16 protein-coding genes are annotated in these 24,797 nt (G+C 64.5%); 9 read left to right on the forward strand and 7 right to left on the reverse strand.

Annotation, left to right across the window (positions count from 1 at the left end):
- Positions 1-48 precede the first annotated feature (48 nt).
- A complete protein-coding gene (locus tag AC07VU_RS29255) occupies positions 49-6,033 on the forward strand; it encodes a YadA-like family protein (RefSeq protein WP_495030970.1) in 5,985 nt (1,994 codons plus the stop codon).
- A gap of 52 nt (positions 6,034-6,085) precedes the next feature.
- Positions 6,086-6,982 carry a hypothetical protein gene (locus AC07VU_RS29260; protein WP_495030938.1) on the forward strand — a complete coding sequence of 299 codons (897 nt, stop codon included), beginning with the start codon at positions 6,086-6,088 and terminating at the stop codon, positions 6,980-6,982.
- A gap of 67 nt (positions 6,983-7,049) precedes the next feature.
- On the opposite strand, the gene AC07VU_RS29265 is transcribed toward AC07VU_RS29260, so the two are convergent.
- From AC07VU_RS29265 to AC07VU_RS29290, 6 genes are all read right to left on the reverse strand, one after another.
- Positions 7,050-8,252: an MFS transporter gene (locus tag AC07VU_RS29265; protein ID WP_495030939.1), complete on the reverse strand. Its 1,203-nt coding sequence runs from the start codon at positions 8,250-8,252 to the stop codon at positions 7,050-7,052.
- 243 nt (positions 8,253-8,495) lie between these two features.
- Positions 8,496-9,260 carry an SDR family oxidoreductase gene (locus tag AC07VU_RS29270; protein ID WP_495030940.1) on the reverse strand — a complete coding sequence of 255 codons (765 nt, stop codon included), beginning with the start codon at positions 9,258-9,260 and terminating at the stop codon, positions 8,496-8,498.
- Positions 9,257-10,639, reverse strand: coding sequence for an aspartate aminotransferase family protein (locus AC07VU_RS29275; RefSeq protein WP_495030941.1), 1,383 nt, complete (start codon positions 10,637-10,639; stop codon positions 9,257-9,259). The genes AC07VU_RS29270 and AC07VU_RS29275 overlap by 4 nt, the downstream gene beginning before the upstream one ends.
- Before the next feature lie 317 nt (positions 10,640-10,956).
- On the reverse strand, positions 10,957-11,772 hold the full coding sequence (locus AC07VU_RS29280; protein ID WP_087090773.1) for a molybdenum cofactor biosynthesis F family protein: 816 nt from the start codon (positions 11,770-11,772) through the stop codon (positions 10,957-10,959).
- A 90-nt stretch (positions 11,773-11,862) separates the two neighbouring features.
- On the reverse strand, positions 11,863-12,540 hold the full coding sequence (locus tag AC07VU_RS29285; protein WP_102681019.1) for a helix-turn-helix transcriptional regulator: 678 nt from the start codon (positions 12,538-12,540) through the stop codon (positions 11,863-11,865).
- Positions 12,541-12,807: 267 nt separating this feature from the next.
- On the reverse strand, positions 12,808-14,139 hold the full coding sequence (locus tag AC07VU_RS29290) for an aspartate aminotransferase family protein (protein WP_495030942.1): 1,332 nt from the start codon (positions 14,137-14,139) through the stop codon (positions 12,808-12,810).
- A gap of 481 nt (positions 14,140-14,620) precedes the next feature.
- Between AC07VU_RS29290 and AC07VU_RS29295 the strand changes: the two genes are divergently transcribed.
- The 4 genes from AC07VU_RS29295 to feaR all read left to right on the forward strand — a co-directional run bounded on the left by AC07VU_RS29295 (position 14,621) and on the right by feaR (position 19,499).
- Entirely contained in the window at positions 14,621-16,108 is a 1,488-nt protein-coding gene (locus tag AC07VU_RS29295; protein ID WP_007923743.1) for an aldehyde dehydrogenase family protein, read from the forward strand.
- 215 nt (positions 16,109-16,323) lie between these two features.
- Positions 16,324-17,853, forward strand: coding sequence for an APC family permease (locus AC07VU_RS29300; protein ID WP_053261378.1), 1,530 nt, complete (start codon positions 16,324-16,326; stop codon positions 17,851-17,853).
- Entirely contained in the window at positions 17,819-18,412 is a 594-nt protein-coding gene (locus AC07VU_RS29305) for a DUF3156 family protein (protein ID WP_495030943.1), read from the forward strand. The genes AC07VU_RS29300 and AC07VU_RS29305 overlap by 35 nt, the downstream gene beginning before the upstream one ends.
- Positions 18,413-18,560: 148 nt before the next feature.
- On the forward strand, positions 18,561-19,499 hold the full coding sequence (gene feaR, locus AC07VU_RS29310) for a transcriptional regulator FeaR (RefSeq protein ID WP_495030944.1): 939 nt from the start codon (positions 18,561-18,563) through the stop codon (positions 19,497-19,499).
- Positions 19,500-19,506: 7 nt separating this feature from the next.
- Here the strand turns inward: feaR and AC07VU_RS29315 are convergent, their stop codons facing one another.
- Complete coding sequence (locus AC07VU_RS29315) at positions 19,507-20,310, reverse strand: helix-turn-helix transcriptional regulator (protein WP_009044077.1); 804 nt, start codon at positions 20,308-20,310, stop codon at positions 19,507-19,509.
- 231 nt (positions 20,311-20,541) lie between these two features.
- Here AC07VU_RS29315 and AC07VU_RS29320 point away from each other — a divergent pair, with 231 nt between their 5' ends.
- From AC07VU_RS29320 to AC07VU_RS29330, 3 genes are all read left to right on the forward strand, one after another.
- Positions 20,542-21,906, forward strand: a complete 1,365-nt coding sequence (locus AC07VU_RS29320; protein WP_009044076.1) for an APC family permease — start codon at positions 20,542-20,544, stop codon at positions 21,904-21,906.
- Positions 21,907-21,915: 9 nt separating this feature from the next.
- A complete protein-coding gene (locus AC07VU_RS29325; protein WP_007922786.1) occupies positions 21,916-23,019 on the forward strand; it encodes a DmpA family aminopeptidase in 1,104 nt (367 codons plus the stop codon).
- Positions 23,020-23,316: 297 nt separating this feature from the next.
- Positions 23,317-24,765, forward strand: coding sequence for a serralysin family metalloprotease (locus tag AC07VU_RS29330; protein WP_053261373.1), 1,449 nt, complete (start codon positions 23,317-23,319; stop codon positions 24,763-24,765).
- Positions 24,766-24,797: the final 32 nt, after the last annotated feature.

Consider the following 24,797-nt stretch of genomic DNA (forward strand, 5'->3'; position numbering starts at 1 on the left):
AAAGCCGTGTCGATCGGTGCCGGAAACACTGCGACGGGGAACGGTGCAGTGGCTATCGGAGATCCGAACGCCGCCACGGGCACAGGGGCTGTCGCTATGGGTGCCGACAACACTGCGAACGGCCAAGGGGCTGTCGCGCTGGGTAACACCAATACGGCCACTGGCCAAGGTTCGGTAGCACTGGGAAATACTAGCAATGCGGCTGCAGCAGGCGCCGTGGCGCTGGGCGATACCGCAATGGCTAACAATACCAACGATGTGGCGTTAGGTTCGAAGTCAACTACAGCTGCACCGCATACCGGTACTACTGCGCAATTTGGTGGTATTGCAGCTGGCGTGGAAGCAGCAGCTTCGACCAATGGTGTGGTGTCGGTGGGTGCGGCAGGTACTGAGCGCCAGATCCAGAACGTTGCGGCAGGCGTGATTTCTGCCACCAGCACCGACGCAATCAACGGCTCTCAGCTGAATTCGGTCGTCACCGGCGTCAACAATGTGGGCACAACAACCGCCAGCACGTTGGGCGGTGGCGCGACCTATAGTCCGGCGACCGGCAATATCAGCGGCTTCAGCCAGCCGATCAACAGTATCAGCGCTACCGGTGCAGTGACCGGGCCTACGGCGCAGGCGAATGTTGCATCTGCCTTGACAGCGCTCAACACCAATGTGAATAACACGGCCAATATCGCAGTCAAATACGATGCCACCGGCGGCACCAGGATCACTTTGGGTGCGACTGGCGGCGCCGGAGCAGGTGTTCCGGTGACGATCACCAACCTGGCACCGGCGACATTGAATGCCTCCAGTACTGATGCGGTGAACGGGTCGCAGCTGTTTGCCACCAACACCACCGTTAATAACATCAACAACGGCGCAGGTATCAAATACTTCCACAGCAACTCGACCCTGGCCGACAGCACCGCCACAGGTACCGACAGCGTCGCAGTGGGACCTGTCGCCAGCTCCACGGCTACTAACGCTGTAGCCCTGGGCAATGGCGCTACGGCAGGATCGGCTGACTCTGTGGCCCTGGGCAGCGGCGCTTCCGCCACTGGCACGACGCTGGCCAATGCAGCTTACGGTGTCGGCGGGGCGGCGACGGCGGGTGGCGAAGTGAACATCGCCAACGGCGCCGATGGCCGGCGCATCACTGGCCTCGCTGCGGGCTCCAGCGCAACCGATGCGGTCAACGTCAGTCAGCTCAACCTGATCGGTCAAAGCGCAGCAATAGGTCTGGGCGGCGGCGCACAACTCGATCCAGCCACCGGCGTATGGACGGCACCAAGCTATTCCACCAACAGCATCGACGCGACCGGTAGCAACACCGGTCCGTTGGTCAGCAGCAACGTCGGCGCAGCACTGAACAACCTCAATACCAGCGTGACCAACACCGCAGCCGTGGCGGTGAAATACGACGATGCCACGACCAAATCGCAGGTGACCTTCAACCCGTCGGGCACCTCGGTGACGTTGACCAATGTCGCGGCCGGAACCTTGAACGCTACCAGCACCGACGCGGTGAATGGCTCGCAATTGTTCGCGACCAACCAGACCGTCGACAACATCGTCAACAACGGTGCCGGCATCAAGTATTTCCACAGCAATTCGGTTCTCGCCGACAGCACCGCGACGGGCCAGGACAGCGTGGCCATCGGCCCACTCGCGAGCGCGACCATTGCCAATGGTGTGGCGCTCGGCTCCAACTCGTCCGCCACGGGCGCGACATTGGCCAACGCGGCTTATGGTGTCGGCGGGGCGGCGACAGGTGGTGAAGTGAACATCGCCAACGGCGCTGATGGCCGGCGCATCACCGGTTTGGCGGCCGGCAGTTCGGCGACAGACGCAGTCAATGTCAACCAACTGAACAAAGCAGGCCAAGATACCGCGATCGCCCTGGGCGGCGGCGCAGCACTTGATGCAACCACCGGAGCATGGACAGCCCCCAGCTATTCCACCAACAGCATCAGCGCAACCGGTGCCAACACCGGTCCATTGGTCAGCAACAACGTTGGCGCGGCACTGAGCGACCTCAACACCAGCGTGACCAACACCGCTGCTGTGGCGGTGAAGTACGACGATGCTTCCACCAAAACCCAGGTGACCTTCAACCCGGCGGGCACGGCGGTGAAGTTGACCAATGTCGCGGTGGGTGCCTTGAGCGCCACCAGCACTGACGCGGTGAATGGCAGCCAGTTGTTTGCGAGCAGCCAGGACACAGCAGCGGCATTGGGTGGCGGTGCGGCGGTCAACGCGACAACCGGGGCATGGACGGCACCGAGTTATTCGACCAACAGCATCAGCGCAACCGGTGCCAACACCGGCCCATTGGTCAGCAGCGACGTCGGTGCAGCGCTGAGCAATCTCAACACCAGCGTGACCAACACGGCGGATGTGGCGGTGAAGTACGACGATGCTTCCACCAAAAACCAGGTGACCCTCAACCCGGCGGGCACGGCGGTGAAGTTGACCAATGTCGCAGCCGGTGCGTTGAACAGCACTAGCACCGATGCAGTTAACGGCTCGCAACTGTTCGCGACCAACCAGACCGTCGACAACCTCGTCAACAATGGCGCTGGCATCAAGTATTTCCACAGCAATTCGGTTCTCGCCGACAGCACCGCGAGCGGCCAGGACAGCGTGGCGATGGGGCCGGCCGCTGTTTCCAGTGGTGCCAACAGTGTTGCGCTGGGCAACGGCGCTACGGCTAGCTTCGACAACAGCGTTGCTCTGGGATCCGGCTCGTCTGCAACGGGCGCGACACTGGCCAATGCGGCTTATGGTGTCGGTGGGGCGGCGACGGGTGGTGAAGTCAACATCGCCAACGGCGCTGATGGCCGGCGTATTACTGGCCTTACCGCCGGCTCCAGCGCGACCGATGCCGTCAACGTCAGCCAACTGAATAAAGCAGGGCAGGATACGGCGACCGCTCTGGGCGGTGGCGCAGCACTTGATGCGAACACTGGGGCATGGACGGCGCCGAGTTATTCGACCAACAGTATCGGCGTGACCGGTAGCAACACTGGGCCTTTGGTCAGCGACAACGTCGGCGCAGCGCTGACCAACCTCAACACCAGCCTGACCAACACGGCAGCCGTGGCGGTGAAATACGACGATGCCGCGACTAAAACCCAGGTGACCTTCAACCCGGCGGGCACAGCGGTGAAGTTGACCAATGTCGCGGCCGGAACTTTGGACGCTACCAGCACCGACGCGGTGAATGGCTCGCAGCTGTTCGCGACCAACCAGACCGTCGACAACCTCGTCAACAACGGTGCCGGCATCAAGTATTTCCACAGCAATTCGGTACTGGCCGACTCGCAAGCCACAGGTCTGGACAGCGTAGCCATCGGCCCACTCGCGAGCGCGACCGTTGCCAATGCTGTGGCGCTGGGCTCCAACTCGTCCGCCACGGGCGCGACATTGGCCAATGCGGCTTACGGCGTCGGTGGCGCGGCGACAGGTGGTGAAGTGAACATCGCCAATGGCGCTGATGGTCGTCGTATTACTGGCCTGGCCGCCGGTTCCAGCGCGACCGATGCCGTCAATGTCAGCCAACTGAATAAAGCAGGGCAGGACACGGCGACCGCTCTGGGCGGCGGTGCAGCACTTGATGCAACCACCGGCGTATGGACAGCGCCCAGTTTTTCCACCAATAGCATCAGCGCAACCGGTGCCAACACCGGTCCGCTGGTCAGCAACAACGTCGGCGCGGCACTGAGCAACCTCAACACCAGCGTGACCAACACGGCAGCCGTGGCGGTGAAATACGACGATGCCGCGACGAAGAATCAGGTGACCTTCAACCCGGCAGGCACCGCAGTAAAGTTGACCAACGTCGCGGCCGGAACCTTGAACGCCAGCAGCACCGATGCCGTGAATGGCAGCCAGCTGTTCGCGACCAACCAAACCGTCGACAACCTCGTCAACAACGGTGCGGGCATCAAGTACTTCCACAGCAACTCGGTATTGGCCGACTCGCAAGCCACAGGTCTGGACAGCGTTGCCATCGGGCCACAGTCCATTGCCGCCGGCGCCCATTCGTTCGCCGTCGGCTCGGGCGCCAACGTGACGGCTGATGGCGGTCTCGCGCTGGGGCATCTGAGCCAGGCTCAGGTGGCGGGTGGTATCGCACTGGGTGAAGGTTCGGTTGCCGACCGTGTCCTGGCGCCGACGACAGGGTCGATTGCAGCCGGCAGCGGGGCGATCATCTACGACACTTCGGATGCCACCTTGCTTGGCTCGGTTTCGGTGGGCAAGGCCGGCAGCTACCGGCAAATCACCAACGTGGCGGACGCCACCGACGATCACGATGCCGTGACCCTGCGTCAACTGACCGGTGCGATGGGCTCGTTGAGCTCAACCGGCACCCTGTACTTCCACGCCAATTCGACGAACCCGGTGGACTCGCTCGCCAGCGGCGCGGAGTCGATCGCTGTCGGTCCGGGCACCGTGGTCAATGGCGACAACGGCATTGGTCTTGGCAATCAGGCCAAGGTCGGTCAGGCCGCCGCCGGTGGCATCGCCATCGGTCGCGATACCCAGGTGTTGCTGGCGTCCGGCATTGCCTTGGGCAGCGCGGCTCAGGCCGCGGCGGAGCAATCGGTTGCGCTGGGCGCCGGGGCCAATGCCAGTCATGCCATGAGCGTGGCGCTGGGTTCGAGTTCGCTGACCACAGTCGGCGCTGAGACGGATTACAGCGCCTATCGACTGGCAGCACCGCAGACCTCAGTCGGTGAGATCGGCATCGGCACGGCACTGGGCAATCGCAAGCTCACCGGGCTGGCGGCTGGCTCGCAGGACAACGATGCGGTCAACGTGGCTCAACTGAAAGTGGTCGGCGATCAGGTGGATCAGAACACCACGGACATCACTAACCTCGGCGGTCGAGTCGGAGGGCTTGAAACCCTGATCGGCGCGGGCGGTGGCATCAAGTATCTGCACGTCAACTCGACCCGAGCCGACTCCGCCGCCACCGGCACTGACGCCATGGCGTTGGGTGCCCAGGCCCAGGCCTCGGGCAATGGCTCGGTGGCGATGGGCACCAGTGCTACGGCGTCCGCCGATGGCAGCGTCGCGGTGGGCAGCGGTTCCAGCGATGACGGTCGCGGCGCAGAAACCTACAGCGGCAAGTATTCGGGGGCGAATAACGCGACCGCGGGCACGGTGTCGGTGGGCAATGCCAGCACCGGTGAAACCCGAACGGTCAGCAACGTTGCCGACGGCAAGGACGCCAAGGATGCGGTCAACGTGCGCCAACTCGACGGTGCGGTGGCTGAAGCCAAGCAATACACGGACGACTCGATTGCCAATCTGGGGGCGAATGCAGGTCAGCAGGAGGGCCGCATTACCGCCGTCGAAGACGATGTCTCCAACATCAAGAAGGGGACCGACGGCATGTTCCAGGTGAACAACCGCAGCGCGGCGGCCAAACCGAAAGCCACAGGTGTCGACTCGATCGCCGGGGGGGCGGGGGCGGTGGCTTCGGGCAAAAACAGCGCGGCGGTCGGCACAGGGTCTCAGGCCAGCGGGGAAAACTCGGTTGCCCTGGGTAACGGGGCCAAGGCTTCGGCCAGGAATGCCACGGCACTGGGTGCCAACTCGGTGGCGGATCGCGACAGCAGCGTGTCGGTCGGCAGCACTGGCAATGAGCGGCAGATCACCAACCTCGCGGCGGGTACCCACGGTACGGATGCGGTGAACCTCGACCAGTTGACCCGAAGCGTGGCGGACATCACCACCAGTGCCAATGCCTACACCGACCAGCGCTATATGGAGCTGAAAAACGACCTCAAGCAGCAAGACGAAATTCTCAGTGCGGGGATTGCCGGTGCGATGGCCATGGCCAGTCTGCCGCAGTCGTACTCTCCGGGTTCCAGCATGACAGTGGCGGCGGTAAGCAGTTACCGCGGTCAGTCGTCGCTCGCTTTCGGTGTATCGCATATGTCCGGCAATGGCCGGTGGGTGACCAAGTTGCAGGGCAGTACGGATACCCAGCGCAAAGTGGGGGTGGCGGTGGGGATCGGTTACCAGTGGTGATCCGCAGATGGGTCTTGTGCAGTCTTAATCCAACTTTTTCGGGCAAAAAACCATGAACATGAAATCCATTTCCGTCGCTCTCCTGATCATGCTGGTGGCGCTGGCCGGTTACGACAGATTCCTGGCAGACAAGCCGACGGATACCCCGCGAATCTGGTTGCGCGTTCCCGCGCTACCCGTAATACAGGACGCGATTTTCCAGCTGTCGCCCAGGTTCGACGAGCCGCGTAAAACACTCATGATGGAACAGCTTTGCGCGTTGGCGCGAGGCGAAGTGAAACAGGAACAGGTCAACGCCTTTCTCAAGCAGCAGGGGATCGACGCGCAGACTTTGCCTCGACAGGGCAGTCCGTACTCGTTGTTGGTCAATGCTGATCAGCCTGGGCAAGCTTCGGCCTGTGCGGCGTATCTGGCGACGACGGTACTGTCGACTGTCAATGTGGCCGAGTTCATGCGCCCCGTTACCGAACCCGCCGCCAACGGCCAGCCAGAAAAATCGTCGTTGCAGATTGATAACGCTTTGCTGGCGTCGGCGCTGTCGGTCAAGTTGGCCGTGGCGCGTGCCAACGCCGATGTATTCGCCTTGATCGCCGTCGAGTTGCAGCGCAGTCCAGGTCTGACGATACCGCAATACCGTGAACAGGCCGGGCAGTTGTTTACCCGTCTGGCCCCGACTTACCTGCAGCGCATCAAGGAGCAACTGCCACCCGCGAACACGCAGTACAAGCTGCTGCAAATGGACGATAGCCGCTTCGTCTTCAGCAGTTCCGTCGGCAGCGTGTTCGAGTTCGGCCGCAACGGTCTGGTCCTGAGTCAGGGCGGTATCGTCTGGTATGGCAAAGGCCGGTTGATGGGGCAGGAATACCCGCTGCAGGTGGAGTGTTTCTCGGCGGCCGTCAAAGGGTTGCTGGCATCGCCTGCGCCGCAACTGACCACCTCTATCCAGTGAAGGTGGGATGACACATATCAACGCCACCGCTCCCCGATCTGGCGACCGCCGTCGGGGAGCGGCGTTTTTATTGCTTTATCTTCAGGCGCATCGCCAGCACCACCCCTAGCACTGCGGCGGCCAGCACCAGCGCCGCCGGGGCGGACCAGCCGGCATAGGCGACGGCGGCGCTCAGGGCGATGGGCGCGAGCACCTGGCCCAGATAGTTGCCTTGCATCACCAGGCCCAGGCACAGCGGGATCAGCGCGGGTTCCGGCGAGGTCAGCGAGGTGCTGGCGAGAAGGGTGGCGGGCAGCATGCCGGCCACTGCGCAAAAGAAGAAACACAACGGGATTACCAGGCCGGTCGGCGTGACCGAAAGAAAGATCCCCATCCCGAAAAGCCCCATGACGATACTGGTGCCGGCGAGCAGGGCTTGTGGGCGGACGCCCCGTGACAGCAGCAGGCCGGCGCTGAGGTTGCCGACGATATTGACCGCCACCACCGCGGCGCTGACCACCCCGGCGCTGGCGATCGACAGCCCGACCCGCTGCATCAGGAACACCGGCAGGAAGGCCATCACCGCGAAGAACTGCAGGTTGTAGGCGGTGAAAATCAGCGCCATCAGCAGCGGTTGGCGGGCGCGCAGCACGCTGCTCAGCGAGTGGCGCAAAGCGGATTGCGCCTGGCGGCGCAGCGCCAGCGGGTCCCTGGGTGTGGTCAACGGCAACAGCAGCGCCGCCAGCAGGGTCAAGGCCGCGCCGGCGATCCAGCTCTGTTGCCAGCCGCCCAGCAGCGGCCCGATAAGCATCGAGGTGCCGATACCGAACGCCATGAAGGTGCTCCAGATGCCGAACACCAGGTGGCGTTTGTGCGCCGGGACCAGGCGATTGAGCACCGCCGGCGCCGCGACCACCACGATGACGAAGCCCAGCCCTTCGACAAAGCGCGTGGCCAGCAGCCCATGGAAGTCGTGCAGGCTGGAGCCCAGCGCGCTGGCGGCGCACATGATCAGCAGGCCGAGGGCCAACAGGTAGCGGTCACCCCAGCGCTGCACGAGGATGCCGGCAGCGATGCCACCGAACACCCCGACCAAGGGGAAGGCCGACATGACCCAGCTCAGGGACTCCAGGGGCCGGCCGAATTCCTGCTGCAGCTGCGGCAGGGCGATGGTGGCCTTGCCGATATGCAGCGCCGCGGCAATGCCGGCAAACAGCACGTTGAACACGGCGGGCCAATACCCGGTATCGGCGACGGCGTAGCTGAGGGTGTCGGGCTTGGTTGAGGTCATGGGCTTCTCCGAAAGCAGGCGGGCGGGCGAGGATCGCCGGGGTGAGGCGCGCCAATGGGTCGGAGCCGACTCTAAAAGTTAAAGTTAACTTCAAGTCAATCGGTAAAAACGGGATGCAGCGTTCTACCCATAGCACCATTGAGCCGTTGATCTCGCTGGACGAAGGGGCCGGGCGAACGGTGCTGTCGGGGTTGGCGTGCCGGCGCCCGGTCGGGCGCCGTGGGTGAGGGCAGGCGTCTGCCGTCAGATGAGCTGCGTATTCTCCGGCAGCAGGGCGCCGCCATCGACGATCAGGGTCTGCCCGGTGATATAGCCGGCCTGCTCGGACGCCAGGAACAGCATGGCGTGGGCGATGTCCTGCGGGCTGCCCAGGCGCTTGAGCGGGATGCCGGCGGCCAGGGCCGGGGAGTCGCCGAGGTTGGCCATGGCCTGGGTGGCGATCAGCCCGGGTTCGACGCCGTTGACGGTGACTCGGTGTTCGGCCAGTTCCAGGGCCGCCGCGCGGATGAAGCCGTTGACCCCGGCCTTGGACGCGGCGTAGTGGGACAGCCCGGGAATCGCCGTGCGTGGCCCGGTCACCGAGGAGGTGATGACGATGCGCGGATGCTCGGCCCGGCACAACGCCGGGAGCGCCGCCTGGGTCAGCCAGAAACAGCTCTTGAGGTTCACCGCCAGGGTCGACTCGAGGATTTCATCCCTCAGGTCGCGCAGGTTTTCCATCGGGAACACCGCGGCGTTGTGGATCAGCAGGTCCAGCCCGCCAAAGGCCCTGAGCGTGGCGGCCACCGCCTGGTTGGCCGCGGCCCGGGTGCTCAGGTCCACGACCAGCAGCTCGGCGCTGCCGCCGGCTTCACGGATCAGGCGCAGGGTTTCGGCGCCCGAGGCTTCGCTGCGAGTGGCGAGCAGCACCTTGGCGCCCTGGGCGGCGAAGACTTGCGCGATGGCGCGGCCAATGCCCTGGCCGGAGCCGGTGACCAGGGCGATACGGCCGCTGAGGTCGAGGATCATGGATGTTCTCCTTGAGTGACGGTGCCCAGGCATTCGTCCAGCAGGCGGTTGTGCAGGTCGACATCATCGGTGGTGGCCGCCGGGCAGATCAGCGCCATGTTGTGGAACGGGGTCAGCAACACCCCACGGTTGAGCAGGTAGAGATGCAGGTAGGCCTCGATCAGGCCATGACGGGCATGGTGGGCTTCGCCGCCGTTGCGCGGCGCGTGGTCCATGAACAGGTATTCGACCCGGGCGCCGATCCGCGTCACGTGCCAGGGCAGGCGATGCTTGGCGATCAGCGCCTGGACCCCGGTCCGCAGGCGTTCGGCCAGGGCGATCATGTGCGCGTAGTTGGCCGCGCTCATGACCTCGCTGAAGGTGGCGCGCATGGCGGCCATCTGCAGGGCGTTGCCGGCCAGGGTGCCGCCGAAGCCGAAGTGGTTGATCGCCTGGCCGGGCTGGAAATGCGGCAGCACCTGCCAGATGCGCTCGGCCATGGCCTGGCTGGCGCCCCACACCGCGGTGGGGATGCCCCCGGCGATGCACTTGCCGAGCACGAAGAAGTCCGGTTGCAGGCCGTGTTCGCCGCTGTAGCCGGCGGGGCCGCAGGAGATGGTGTGGGTTTCGTCGATGATCAGCGGCACATCGAAACGCCGGGTCAGCTTGCGCAGGCCGTCGTGGAAGCCGGGGGCGGGCGGGACCATGCCGACGTTGGTCATGAAGGGCTCGGTCAGTACCGCGGCCACGTCGCCGTGGGCCAGTGCCGCTTCCAGCGCCGGCAGGTCGTTGAACTCCACCAGCCGGGTGGTGGCGTCGTGGCGCAGGCCATTGGCGTGCACGCCTTCGCGGGGAATCATCTGGCCGCTGGCGTCGAATTCGACCTGGGACTCGTCGACGCTGCCGTGGTAGTTGCAGTTGAACACCAGCACTTTCTCCCGCCCGGTGATCATCCGGCACAGGCGCAGCACAAAGCGGTTGGCGTCGGTGGCGGAGGTGGTGACTTGCCAGAACGGCAGGCCGAAGCGCCGTACCAGTTCCTGGCCGACCCACAGGCTGTCGGCGGTCGGCAGCATCAGGGTCGAGCCGTGCCGGGCCTGATGGGCGATGGCCTCGGCCACGGCGGGCTGGCCATGGCCGAACATGGCGCCGGTGTCGCCCAGGGCGAAGTCGACGTAGCGGTTGCCGTCGCAGTCGGTCAGCGTCGCGCCCTGGGCGTCGGCCACCAGGATCGGGTATAGCCCCGGCCATTGCTGCATCCAGTGCAACGGCGCGCCGTACAGCCAGTGTTTGAGGTTTTCCCGGTAGAAGCCGGCGGAACGCGGATGGCGTTCGGCGAACAGTTGCAGCTCGGATTGGTAACAGCTGGCGACGCGATCGAGGTTGAGGCCGAGGGTCATGGTCGAAGTCCTGGGATAAAGGGTTGTCGCTGACAGGTTTTTGTAGCCGCTGCCGAAGGCTGCGATCGGCCCGAAGGGCCGTAAAGGCAGCGTCTGCTACGCAGCCGATCGCAGGCTGCGCCAGCGGCTACAGGAGCAAGTGTCTGGGTAGCCGCTGCCGAGCAACGCGAGGCTGCGATCGGCAACGCAGTTGCCGCGAAACCTGCGCTTGTGATGTGCCAGGCGGAACGAGCTGCCCGGATCGCGACCGCTGCGTCGCAGTGCCGCCCGGATCGAACGCAGCCTCGCTGTCGCTCGGCAGCGGCTACAGGTTTGCATCAGACATACGCGGTGCGGTTCAGCACATGGGCGAGGGCGCCCACCGGGAAATTGCTGGGCGCGGCGAAGTCGCTGCCCTGGTAGCCGAAGATCTTGCCGTCGGTCCTGCCCGCTTGCAGGTCGATCAGCACCAGGCCCAGGGTCGGCACGATCTTTTCGCGCCAGACGAACAGGTACAACTGTTCGGCGAGCTTGTAGTAATGGCAGCGGTCGGTGTCCGCCAGGCCCTGCTCGACGCCCTTGAGGCACTGCCAGCTGTAGAAGTTGCGGTTCAGGTAGACGTGCTCGTAGGCCTCGGTGGCGCTGTAGACGTACTGATTGCGCAGGCCGACCAGCTCTTCGGTCAGCGCGTGTTGCGGGCTGCTGGCGGTCAGTGGCGTGTCGATGCTGCCGTGGATGAACTGGGCCTGGACGCTGGTCAGCTCGCGGCCGGACAGGGCTCGGCTGAACAGATCGACCCGGGTCTCGGCCTGGCTCGGCATCTGCCCGATCACCGCGGTGAAGATGTTCCGGCCCAGGTCGAGGATCAGGCTTACCGAGTGGATCTGGTGGTTCTCTGACTTGAGAAAGTCCACCAGGTAAATGCCGGAACGTATTGAAGTGGCTCGATAAGTGGTCTCGCCACTGGCTTGGCTTTCAGTGTCCTGCCAATGCAGCGAGCGTGAGCCGAAAAGGTGTTCGATGCGCCAGCCATTGGCGAAATGCAGGGTCAGGCTGCGGCCGTTGAGGTCATCCAGGCTGGGCAGGATATGGTTATCGGCGGCAAAGCCTTCGGCCAGGGCGCCAACGGTAATCCATTCGGGTTGCAGGTTCATGAGGGCGGACCTTGTCGATGAAGGAGAACCTCATGTTCATCGCGCAAGCCATTGTTGGCCATCAACCGAATGGTTGAGGCGCGCGGTTTCTTACAGGAACAGCGCGCTCACCAGCTCGGTGCGGTTGTTCACCCCGACCTTGCGGAACAGGTTGATCAGGTGGGTCTTGACCGTCGGCAGGCCCAGCGCCAACTGCTGGGCGATGGTCTTGTTGCAAGCGCCGTCGCGCAGCAGTAAGGCGATCTGCCGCTCCCGGGGCGTAAGGGCCTGCAGGCGTTCGTCGTGGCGCGAATAGGGCGCCTGGGCGGCGATTTCCAACAGGCCTTGCAGCGCCTGCAGGGTGCTCAGTTCGTCTGGCCGGAACGGGCCCAGGCTGGCATCGCGCAGCAGGGACAGGCCGGCGATCGGGCTACCACCGGCATTGCGTGCAAGGATTTCCACCACATCCAGCACCCCATGGCGTTGCAGGAAACCCTGGTAGACCTCGGTTTCGTGCCGCCCCTGCTGAGCCATGCCCATGTGCAGCGACAGCACCGGGCGGCCCGCCGCCACGCAGTTGCGCGGCCGCAGCGGGTCGTAATGCCGGTAGCGTTGCAGGTAGGCCTCATGCATCTGCGGGCTCATGTGGTACAGCGAGAAATGCTCGGCCTGCAGCTGCGCGTCGATGCGGTAGAAGGCGCACAGGGTCGCCGGCACCACCCGGGTAAAGGCGCTGATGCAGCGTTGGCCAAGCTGTTGGGCATCCGGCAGGGCGGTTGGCGTATGCATGGGACGACTCCCTCTTCATGAACGGCCGGTAAAGAGGGCCGTAACCCTCTGATGCCACGGTATTTCAGACAGATCGCGAACCCGGGTTTGCGGCAACTGCGTTGCCGTACGCAGCCTCGCGGGCTCGGCAGCGGCTACACGGACACCGCGTTCCTTGTAGCCGCTGCCGCAGGCTGCGAAAAGCCCCGCAGGGGATTCCTGCGATCACGCAGACCGCGCTGATATCGGCTCCAGCGCGGTCCGGGTTTCAAGGCTGCGGCGTCAGGCTCAACGGGCCTGGGTGAAACCCAGCTCCAGGGCGGCGACTATGGCGTCGATCTGCGGCGGCTGGATCACCAGCGGCGGCGACAGGATGATCTTGGTCCCCACCGGACGCACCATCACCCCGTTGTCGCGGGCGATCTGCGCCACCTGGTTGGCATAGCCGCCCATGGGGTCGATCGGCTCGCGGGTGCTCTTGTTAGCCACCAGGTCGAGGGCGATCATCAGGCCCTTGCCGCGCACTTCACCGACGCTGTCGAAGCGCTCGGCGAACGGCAGCAGCTTGTTCAGCATGTAGTCGCCCATCTTCGCGGCGTTGGCCGGCAGGTCTTCCTTGACCACGATGTCGAGGCTGGCCAGGGCCGCCGCGCAGGCCACCGGGTGCCCGGAGTAGGTGTAGCCGTGCATGATCGCGCCGGTGAAGTTGGCGTTTTTGCTGAACGCCGACTCGATCCGTTCGTTGACCACTGTGGCGCCCAGCGGGATGTAGCCGGAGGTGATGCCCTTGGCCAGGCACATGATGTCGGGCTTCACGCCCCACAGGCGGCTGCCGAACATCGAGCCGCTGCGACCGAAACCGGTCACCACTTCGTCGGCGATCAGCAGCACGCCGTACTTGTCGCAGACCTCGCGGATCAGCGGCCAGTAGTTGGCCGGCGGCACTATCACGCCGCCAGCGCCCTGGATCGGCTCGGCGATAAAGGCCGCGACGGTGTCGGGGCTCTGGAACTGGATTTCCCGCTCGAGCAGGTCGGCGCAGATCTTGCCAAGTTCTTCCGGGTCCTGGCTGTAGGGGTTGCGGTACAGCCACGGGGTATCGACGTGGAAACAGCCAGGCAGCAGGGGCTCGTAGTTGCGCCGGAATACCGTGTTGCCGTTGACCGAAGCACCGCCGAAGTGGGTGCCGTGGTAGCCCTGGCGCAGCGAGATGAACTTGGTGCGGTCGGCCTGGCCTTCGAGCTTCCAGTACTGGCGGGCCAGTTTCAGCGCGGTTTCGATGGCATCCGAGCCGCCGGAGCTGAAGGCCACGCGGCGCATGCCCTCGGGCTCCAGCAGGTTCATCACCACCCGCGACAGCTCTTCGGCGCGCGGATGGCTGACGCCGTCGAACAGCTGGAAGTATTCCAGTTCGTCCAGCTGGGCGGTGATCGCCGCCTTCACTTCCTTGCGGTTGTGGCCGACGTTGACGTTCCACAACCCGGCGACGCCATCCACCAGTTGGTGGCCCTGGTCGTCGTACACGTAGCAGCCATCGCCACGGACAATGCGGATCGGCTCGCGTTGTTGCATTTCGTTGGGGTGCAGCATGGGATGCCAGAAACGGCTTGGTTCGCTCACGTTGGATCTCCTGAAAACGCACAGACAGCGTGGGACATAGTAGTGCGCCCTTTGCCGGATGCCTGCTTGCCTCTGTGTGCCAGGCATTTGACCGCCACTGCCATCGACCCGGCGTCCCGCGCATTGCGGATCTGCCTGTAAAAATGCGTTCGCAGGCTTGGCGACGGCTGCGCCGCCGATCGCAGGCTGCGCCAGCGGCTACCGGGCACGCGGTGTTTTTGTAGCCGCTGCCGCAGGCTGTGATCGGCCACGAAGTGGTCGTCCTCCAGGCACCGCGGTTTCTCAGGCATTGCGCGTTGGCCGGTTTTGCGTCTGCTTCGCAGCCGAGCGCAGGCTTCGCCAGCGGCTACAAAAAAACGCGCCGGCCGCGTTGCGGTGTTCCCTGGCAGCCAGTGGCAAGTTTTGCGGCAGCCAGGATCAAGACGCTGGCCGGCATTGGTCTCAGAGTTCGATCCATGAGGCCAACTAGCGAGGATTGCCCATGAGTATTGCCATCGACCCACGTGTCGCCGCCTTTATTGACAGCCAGCACGGTCTGTTGATCGACGGGCGCAGCCAGCCGGCCTTGTCCGGCGCGCAGATGCCGGTGTTCAACCCGGCCACCGGCGAAGAACTGACCCGCGTCGCCGCCGGTGCCGACGCCGATATCGACCTGGCCGTGGCCGCCGCGCGGCGAGCCTTCGAGGGCCCCTGGGCGGCGCAGCGCCCGGCGGATCGTGAGCGCCTGCTGCTGAAACTGGCGGATCTGCTGGAAGCCCATGGCGAAGAGCTGGCGCAGCTGGAAACCCTCAACAACGGCCAGTCGATCCACCTGGCCCGGGCCCTGGAAGTCGGCGCCGCCGCCGAGTTCACCCGCTACATGGCGGGCTGGGCGACCAAGATCGAAGGCAAGAGCCTGGACCTGTCCATCGCCGCCGTTCCAGGCGCCCGCTACCGTGCCTACACGGTGCCGGAGCCGGTGGGCGTGGTCGGCGCCATCGTGCCGTGGAATTTCCCGCTGCTGATGGCCATCTGGAAAATCGTCCCGGCCCTGGCCTGCGGCTGCACCGTGGTGCTCAAGCCGGCCGACGAAACCCCGCTGACCGCCTTGCGCCTGGGCCAGCTGTGCCTGGACGCCGGGATCGCCCCGGGGGTGGTCAACGTGGTCACCGGCAGCGGTGCCCAGGCCGGCGCGGCGCTGGCCGCGCACAAAGGCATCGACAAGCTGGCCTTCACCGGCTCGACCCAGATCGGCAAGGTCATCGGCCATGCGGCGGTGGACAACATGACCCGGTTTTCCCTGGAGCTGGGCGGCAAGTCGCCGGTGATCGTGCTCGATGACTGCGACCCGCAGGCCGCGGCCGCCGGTGCCGCCGGGGCGATCTTCTTCAACCAGGGCCAGGTCTGTACCGCCGGTTCGCGGCTGTATATCCAGCGGGCGATCTTCGACCAGGTGCTGGAGCGTTTGTCGGCCATCGCCGGCTCCCTGAGCATCGGCCCCGGGCTTGACGAACAGGCGCAGATCAACCCGCTGATTTCCGCCAAGCAGCAGAAGCGCGTGCTGGACATGATCGGCCAGGGCGTGGCCGACGGCGCCCGGGTGCTGTGCGGCGGGGTCGCCTATGGCGAGCAGGGCTTCTACGTGCGCCCGACGGTATTGGCCGACGTGCACGCGGGCATGCAGGTGGTGCGCGAGGAAATCTTCGGCCCGGTGGTGGTGGCCACGCCTTTCGACGAGATCGACGAGGTGGTGGCGCTGGCCAACGACAATCAGTACGGGCTGGGGGCGAGCATCTGGTCCAATGACCTGGCGAAGGTCATGGACCTGATCCCGCGGATCAAGGCCGGCACGGTCTGGGTCAACACCCACAATATGCTCGACCCGTCGATGCCGTTTGGCGGCTACAAGCAATCGGGTATCGGCCGCGAGATGGGTCACGCGGCGATAGAGGCGTATACCGAGAACAAGTCGGTGTGCATCGCATTCTGACATGTAGCCGCTGCCGCAGGCTGCGATCGCGCCCGCAGGGTGCGCAAGATCTCAAGATCGCCGAAGGCCTTCGGCCTTATCGCAGCCTGCGGCAGCGGCTACAGTCGGATGCAACCGGCCAGGCTGCGCAGACAGCCAGGTAAAACACGCCCGCCCGGCGTGCCCTTGAAATGCCTAGAACAACAACATCACCCATGCTTTCGAGGTCCAGCACCATGTCTTTCAACGACAGACTCACCCGCCACCTGAACCAGGGCGTGGTCGGCTTTCCCACGGCCCTGGCCAGCGCCGTCGGCCTGATCATGGCCAGCCCGGTGATCCTCACCGCCACCACCGGCTTCGGCATCGGCGGCGGGGCGTTCGCCGCGGCCATGCTGATCGCCATGCTGATGATGCTCGCGCAATCGACGACCTTCGCCGAAGCGGCCTGCATGATCCCCACCACCGGCTCGGTGTATGACTACCTGGCCTGCGGCCTGGGGCGCTTCTTCGCGATCACCGGGACCATCTCCGCCTACCTGATCGTGCATGTGTTCGCCGGCACGGCGGAAACCATCCTCAGCGGCGTCATGGCCCTGGTGAACTTCGAATCCCTCAACACCCTGCTGGAACAGAGCGGCAGCGCCTGGCTGGTGGGTGTCGGGCTGGTGATCTTCTTCGGCCTGCTGAACGCCGTGGGCATCACCGCGTTCAGCCGCGCCGAGGTGATCCTGACTTTCGGCATGTGGACCACCCTGATCATCTTCGGCGTGGTCGGGGTGTTCAAGGCGCCGGCGGTGGAGCTGAGCGGCTGGTTTGGCGAGTCGATGGTCGGCACCGACCTGACCACCATCCTCTCGCTGGTGGGCATGGCCATGTTCATGTTCGTCGGGTGCGAGTTCGTCACCCCGCTGACGCCGGAGGTGCGCAAGGCGGCGAAAACCATTCCCCGGGCCATGGCCCTGGGCCTGGTGGGGGTGGCCACCTGCATGTTCATCTATGGCGCGGCGATGAAGCGCCAGGTGGCGAACATCGCGCTGAACGAAGACGGCAGCGTGCACCTGCTGGACACGCCCATGGCCATCCCGCAGTTCGCCGAGCAGGTGATGGGGCCCTACGGGCGGATCTGGCTGGGCGTCGGCCTGCTGTTCGCCGGAGCGGCGACCATCAACACACTGATGGCCGGATTGCCGCGGATTCTCTACGGCATGGCGCTGGACGGCGCGCTGCCCAAGGCCTTCACCTACCTGCACCCACGCTTCAAGACGCCGCTGCTGTGCATCGCCGTGGCGGTATTGATCCCATGCCTGCACGCCTGGTGGTTGGGCGGCAGCACCGACAACATCATGCACCTGGTGCTGGCCGCGGTCTGTGCCTGGAGCACCGCCTACCTGCTGGTGACCCTGGCGGTGGTGGTGCTGCGCATCCGGCGCCCGGACCTGCCGCGGGCCTACAAGTCGCCCTGGTTCCCGTTGCCGCAGATCGTCTCGTCCATCGGCATCCTCCTGGGCATGTGGTTCATCACGCCGCCGGGCATGAATCCGCGGGACATCTACGTGCCCTTTGGCAGCATGCTCGGCCTGACGGCGATCTATGCGCTGGTCTGGACGGTCTTCGTGCAGAAGGTCAACCCGTTCCGCCCGGTGCCGGTGGAGGAGGTGCTGGAAAACGCCTTCAACCTGCAATCCCCCACTGAAACCCAAGCGCAGACCCTGCCTGGAGCCAAGCCCGATGAGCAGTACAAGCTGGCGGCAAAACCTCTCTGAGTTCTGGCGGCGGCCACCCTCGGGCTATCGCCCGGGGGTGACCCTGAACCAGTTGCGGCGCGACCTGCCGGGGCTCGACTGTGCGCCGCAGACGCCCGGGCTGGTGAGGTTCACCTGGGCCGAGGAGGGTTTGGACTTCGAGGTCGAGGAGCTGCCACAGGCGCAGTTCCTGATGCACCTGGTGGTCTGCGAGTTTCGCCTGCGGGTTCCCGGTTCGCCGGGGCCGCAGGCGCGGATCGACATTCGCCATACCGGCGCGATCCGCCGCCAGGGCGTCGCCGCCGGCCTGAAGCAGGGCGCGCAGGATGAGTGGGCTGGGCTGTTGCAGCAGTTGCACAGCGACCCGCAGCTGCTGGCGGCGTTGCTGCCGCTGGACTTCAAGCGCCTGCAATTGCAGCGCGACGGGCAGGGCTGGCGGGTGCGCCTGGAGCATTTCGGCGCCAGCGAGGTGGTCAACCGGCTGCCCGGCTTCCGCCGTTATATCCGCCTGAGCGCCGAGCAACGCGGCGCCTTGCTGGCAACGTTCAAGCGCCTGGATTCACTGCTGCGCGATCACTGAACTATTCCCACCCGTGCTGGCACAACCCGTGCTTAGGCTATAACGGACTATCCATTGCGCCGCGCTTCCTTGCCCGGCAAATAGATAACATGTTAATGATATCGCCATAACAACAAAGGCGGTCTCAGCCGGCTTCTGGAGGTGCACAGTGCTTGCTTCGCAAAGTTTCGGTTCCTGGATTGGCGCATTACAGGGGGTTTGCGGTCGCTTCGACGCCCGCCAGGCGTTGAACTCGGCGTTGTTCATCGGCGAAGTCGGCTTGCGCGACTACGCCGGCCTCGAGGTGGCGCAGATCCGCACCAATGCCGGACTGATCTCGCGCAAAGGCACCAGCGTCGATCATGAAGACGACCGGCACTGTTTCCTGATCATGCAGCGCAGCGGCCATGCCCAGATCAGCCAGGGCGGCGAGCGCATCGAACTGGCACCGGGGGAAATGGCCTTGCTGGACTCCGCCGGGGCCTGCGAAATCGTCCCCCACGGGCTGATCGAACATGCCTCGCTGCACCTGTCCCGCGACGAGGTGTATCGCCATCTGCCGGCGCAGCAGCGCAAGTTCGGCAAGCTCTCGCAGCAGTGCGCCAGTGGTCGCTTGATGCGCCTGCTGGTGGAACAGATCTGCGGCGAGCCGTTGCCAGGTTGCGCCGACCCGCAGGAAGGCCAGGCGTTGCAGGAAGCGCTGATCGCCTTGCTCGGCCCGACCCTGCGCCAGACGCCCAGCGCCCATCTCGACGGCTACGACAGCCAGCACGGCGGTTGCCTGCGCAGCCAGGCCCGGCAGTTGATCAACCAATCCCTCACCGAGCCCAACCTGACCCCGGTGTCACTGGCCAGCCAGATGAATATCTCGGTGCGCCAGCTGTACCGGCTGTTCGAAGAGCAGGGCGACAGCGTCTGCCGTTTCATCCAGCGCGCGCGCCTCGACCGCAGCGCGGCGGACCTGAGCAACCCGCGCCTGCGCCACGCGTCGATCACCGACATTGCCTTCAAGTGGGGGTTCACCGACTCGGCGCACTTCAGCCGTACCTTCAAGAAGCATTTCGAGCAGTCGCCGCGGGATTACCGCGCCCGTTCGCTGAACGCCTGAGCAGCCCTCAGGGGTTTTCCAGGTCGTGCCCCAGGGACTGGATGAACAGCGAGAACAGCTCCGGTTGTGAGGAGATGTCCAGCTTGGCGTAGAGATGGCGCCGGTGCACCTTGATGGTGTCCGGCGAGATCTTCAGCCGCTCGGCCATGGCCTTGGAGGAGAACCCACGCAGGATCAGCCGGGCGATTTCCACTTCCCGATCCGACAGCACGCCGCAGCCGAAATGGCTCAGGGCGTCGCGGATCTGGCTGGCCATTTCCTCCCCGGCAGGTGGCTGCGGGCGTTGGTGGCTTTGCTGCCAATGCTGCTGCATCAACGGCAGGACCCAGGCCGAGAAGGTGGTGAGCTGGCCGATCTCCTCGGCGCTGAACGGTCGCTGCATGCCCAGCGACAGGGACAGGGTGCCGGCCTCCGGGATCTGCAGGATGAACTGCAGTTCGTCCTCCAGCACGTTGTCGTGGAAGTAGCTGGAGAAATACTCGGTCTGGCGGAAATGGTCCGGCGCCACTTCCTCCAGGCGGTACAGGCCGTTGGGATAACCCTCGCGGCAGGCCTGGAAAAACGGGTCCAGCAGGTACAGGCCATTGAGGTAGGTGAGCATCGACGCCGGCTTGTCCGAGGGCTCGGCGTCGTATTCCTCGAGGGCGATGGGCAGGCCGTTGCGCGGGTAGAAGATCGCCAGGGCGTTATCGAACGGCAAGGCCTGGTGCAGCAACAGCACCAGTTGTTTCCAGAAGCGCTCGCCGCCGATCTGCGAGAGGGTGCGCCCGAGTCCGGCATGCATGCCGATTTCCCTGAACAGAGTGATCAAATAGGTGGCTCCGCGTCGATGCCGCTGTGGTCTGGCGGGTTGCTTTCTCGCCAGGTGGCAGCAAGGTTTCGGTGATTTGCCCGGCGACGTCAAGGGGGAGTACTCCAATAGGGGAATTGGCCCTGTACCCCCGGCTGCCTAAAGTGGCCTCCATCAAGTGCGCCCCAGAGCGCATCCACCCGACGTTCTTCGTTTCTGCCTCAAACCAAAAATAACCACGAGGATAACGACATGAGCTCTCCCTGCGCGCCGCAAGGCGCCCTGAAACCCACGCTGAGCGTGTTCGATGTGGTGGCCATTACCGTGTCGGGCGTGACCCCGGCCAGTTCGGTCTTCGTCATCGCACCGTTCGCCATTCACCAGGCCGGCAGCGGGGTGTTTCTGGCCTTTGTCATGGCGGGGCTGCTGGCGTTGATGTTCGCCTTCTGCTACGCCGAGCTGGGCCGCGCCCACAACAGCGCCGGCGGCGAGTATGTGTACGCCAAGCGGGTGTTCGGCGGCATGGCCGGGTACGCGACCTTTCTCACGGTGCTGGTGATGTTGCTGTTCATCCCGCCGGTGCTGGCCACCGGCGCGGCGACTTACCTGAACAATGCCCTGGGCACGCGCTTCGATTCGCAGACCGTGGCCCTGGTGATCGTTATCTGCAGCTATGCGCTGGGCATCCTCAACATCAAGCTGAATGCCTGGATCACCGGCACCTGCCTGTTGCTGGAAATTGCCGCGTTGCTGGTGATCGTGTTCCTGGGCTTTGGCAATGCCTCGCAGCCGGCGAGCATCCTGCTGCAACCGCAGATCGTCGAAAACGGCGTATTGCACATGGCGCCCTGGGCCCTGGTGATCGGCGCGGTAGGCATCGGCCTGTTTTCCTACAACGGTTACGGCCCGGCGGTGCTGCTGGCCGAAGACATGAAATGCAAGGGGCAGGGCGTGCACAAGGCGGTGCTCTGGTCGCTGGTGCTGGTGGTGATCATCGAACTGGTGCCGTTGACCGCGCTATTGATCGGCGCGCCGTCCCTCAGCGCCATGCTCGAAAGTCCCGACCCCATCGGCTACCTGCTCACCAGCCACGGCAACGAAACCCTGTCGCGGGTGGTCAGCGCCGGGATCTTCCTCTCGGTGTTCAACGCCATCGTCGCCATCGTGATCCAGATCGGCCGGGTGGTGTTCTCCAGCGGCCGGGATGCCTTGTGGACGCCGGGCATCAACCGCCTGTTCACGCGGATTCATCCGCGCTGGGACTCGCCGTGGCTGGCCACGCTGTTCCTGGCCATTCCCTCGGCGGTGCTCAGTTTCAGCTCGAACCTGGCCGACCTGACCTCGTTCAGCGTGCTGCTGATCATGCTGGTGTACCTGATCGTCGCCCTCAGCGCGCTGATGAGCCGGGTGCTGCTGCGCGACCGCGCCCACCCGTACCGCATGCCGCTGTGGCCATTGCCGGCGCTGCTGGCGGTGATCGGCGCCGGGTATCTGTTGTTCAATCTGTTCCTGGACGCTTCGCTCAGGGACATCATGGTGATCGTCGGCCTGCTGGCGCTGTCGGTGATCCTGTATGGCACCAACGGCCGGTTCAGCCCGGCGTTCCAGAAACTCTAAGGAGAAGTCATGCGCGCACGTCAATTGGGGATCAGCCTGGGCCTGGGTACTCCCGGCCCCTTCAATGCCATCACCGACGTTCCGGGGGTACGGGTGGGCCACAGCACCCTCAGGACCACGGTCGACGGCAAGCAGGTACGTACCGGGGTGACCCTGATCCAGCCCCGCGAGGGCTTTGCCCGGCTGCAACCCTGTTTCGCCGGCTGCCATGTGCTCAACGGCAACGGCGATGCCACCGGCCTGGAGTGGATCCGCGAAGCGGGCCTGCTGACCACGCCGCTGGCCATCACCAACACCCACAGCGTCGGCGTGGTGCGCGATGCGCTGATCGCCGAGGAGCACGCAAGCCTGGCGGACCCCGCGGAATACTGGTGCATGCCGGTGGTGATGGAGACCTATGACGGCCTGCTGAACGATATCTGGGGCCAGCATGTCGGCCCGCAGCAGGTGCGCGAGGCGCTGGCCAATGCCGAGTCCGGACCGGTGCGCGAGGGCGCGGTGGGCGGCGGCACCGGCATGATCTGCCATGAGTTCAAGGGCGGGATCGGCACGGCTTCGCGCCGGGTGCCGGGGGAGCAGGGCGGCTATACGGTCGGCGCGCTGGTACAGGCCAACCACGGCAAGCGCGAGGAGTTGCGGGTCGACGGCTACCCGGTGGGGCGACAACTGAGCGGCATCCCGTCGCCTTTCGCCCGGCGCGGTACGCCGGGCATGGGCTCGATCGTGGTGATCCTGGCCACCGACGCGCCTTTGTTGCCGCACCAGTGCCAACGCCTGGCGCAGCGCGCGTCCATCGGCATCGCCCGCACCGGCGGCGGCACCGAGGACTCCAGCGGCGATATCTTCCTGGCCTTCGCCACCGGCAACCGCGACCTGCCGCCTTCCGCCTATGGGCGCCAGGGCGTGCCCTTTAGTACCCCCCTGGCGATGCTCAACAACGATTACATCTCGGCCCTGTTCAGCGCCGCCGCCGAAGCGGTGGAGGAGGCCATCGTCAACGCCTTGCTGGCGGGCGAGCCGATGACCGCGGACAGTGGCGCGAGCGTTCCGGCGCTGACCGGGGAAACCCTGCTACAAGCGATGAAACTAACTGGGTGGAACAAACTTGCATGAACTAAAAAACTGCGACGTAGTCGGCAAAACTATCTGTACTGTTATTTAATATTTAAATTCGAGATTGTCCGACAATTATCAACGGGTATTGAAGCTTAAAGAATATTTCGACTCACCAGTCATTGTTTTCGGGAGTTTGCTGGAACAGCGAAAATCAGGCGTCAAAAAGTAGTGGACGCCTGATTTCAAATTGTGTCAGGTTGCTTACGCCCGGATAGGGCGAGTGATAGGACGATCTCGCCAGGGATTGTCGCTATCGGACAAAAACTGTTCCATTGATTACAAGGAAGTGTGTTTATGTCGAAAGTTAAAGCGAAAGCTATTGTGACCGCCGAACAAGAACTCGTGCCCTTGGCCGCGGCAAGTTCGGCTTACAACCAGATCAATAGCTTCAGCCATCAGTATGACCGGGGTGGCAATCTGACGGTCAATGGCAAACCCTCCTACTCGGTCGATCAGGCAGCCACCCAGCTGCTGCGCGACGGTGCCGCGTACCAGGATCTCAACGGCAACGGCAAGATCGAACTGACCTATACCTTCCTGACCTCGGCGTCCTCGAGCACCATGTACAAGCATGGCATCTCCGGGTTCAGCCAGTTCAACGCCCAGCAGAAAGCCCAGGCCGCGCTGGCCATGCAATCCTGGGCCGACGTGGCCAATGTCACCTTCACCGAAAAGGCTTCCGGTGGTGACGGTCACATGACCTTCGGCAACTACAGCGGCGGCCAGGACGGCGCGGCGGCCTTCGCCTACCTGCCGGGCACCGGTGCTGGCTACGACGGTACGTCCTGGTACCTGATCAACAGCAGCTACACCCAGAACAAGGCCCCCGATCTGAACAACTACGGCCGGCAGACGCTGACCCACGAGATCGGCCACACCCTGGGCCTGGCCCACCCTGGCGACTACAACGCCGGGAACGGCAACCCGACCTACAACGACGCGACCTATGGAGAGGATACGCGCGGCTACAGCATCATGAGCTACTGGAGCGAAAGCAACACCGACCAGAACTTCAGCAAGGCTGGCGTCGAAGCCTATTCGTCCGGCCCACTGATGGACGATATCGCGGCGATCCAGAAGCTCTACGGGGCCAACACCACCACCCGTACCGGCGACACCACCTACGGCTTCAACTCCAATACCGGGCGCGACTTCCTCAGCGCCAGTTCGTCGGCCGACAAGCTGGTGTTCTCGGTATGGGACGCGGGCGGCAAGGACACCCTGGACTTCTCCGGTTTTACCCAAAACCAGAAGATCAACCTCAATGATGCCTCGTTCTCCGACGTTGGCGGCATGGTGGGTAACGTGTCCATCGCCAAGGGCGCGATCATCGAGAACGCCATCGGTGGTTCGGGCAGCGACCTGCTGATCGGCAACAAGGTGGCCAACGAGCTCAAGGGCGGTGCCGGCAACGACATCCTCTACGGTGCCGGCGGTGCGGACAAACTCTGGGGTGGCGCGGGTGCCGACACCTTCGTCTTCGGTGCGAGCTCGGACTCCGCTCCGGGTGCGGCCGACCAGATCCTGGATTTTGTCAGCGGCCTGGACAAGATCGATCTGACCGGTATCACCAAGGGCGCCGGGCTGCACTTCGTGAACGCATTCACCGGTAACGCCGGCGACGCGATCCTCAGCACCTCGGCTGGCAACAGCACCTTGTCGGTGGACTTCTCCGGGCACGGCGTGGCGGACTTCCTGGTCAGCACCGTCGGCCAGGCGGCCTACACCGACATCGTCGCCTGAGTCATTGCGGTAAGGTAAAAGAAGGAGGGTGG

The organism is Pseudomonas sp. GW821-FHT02B10, assembly GCF_059421865.1.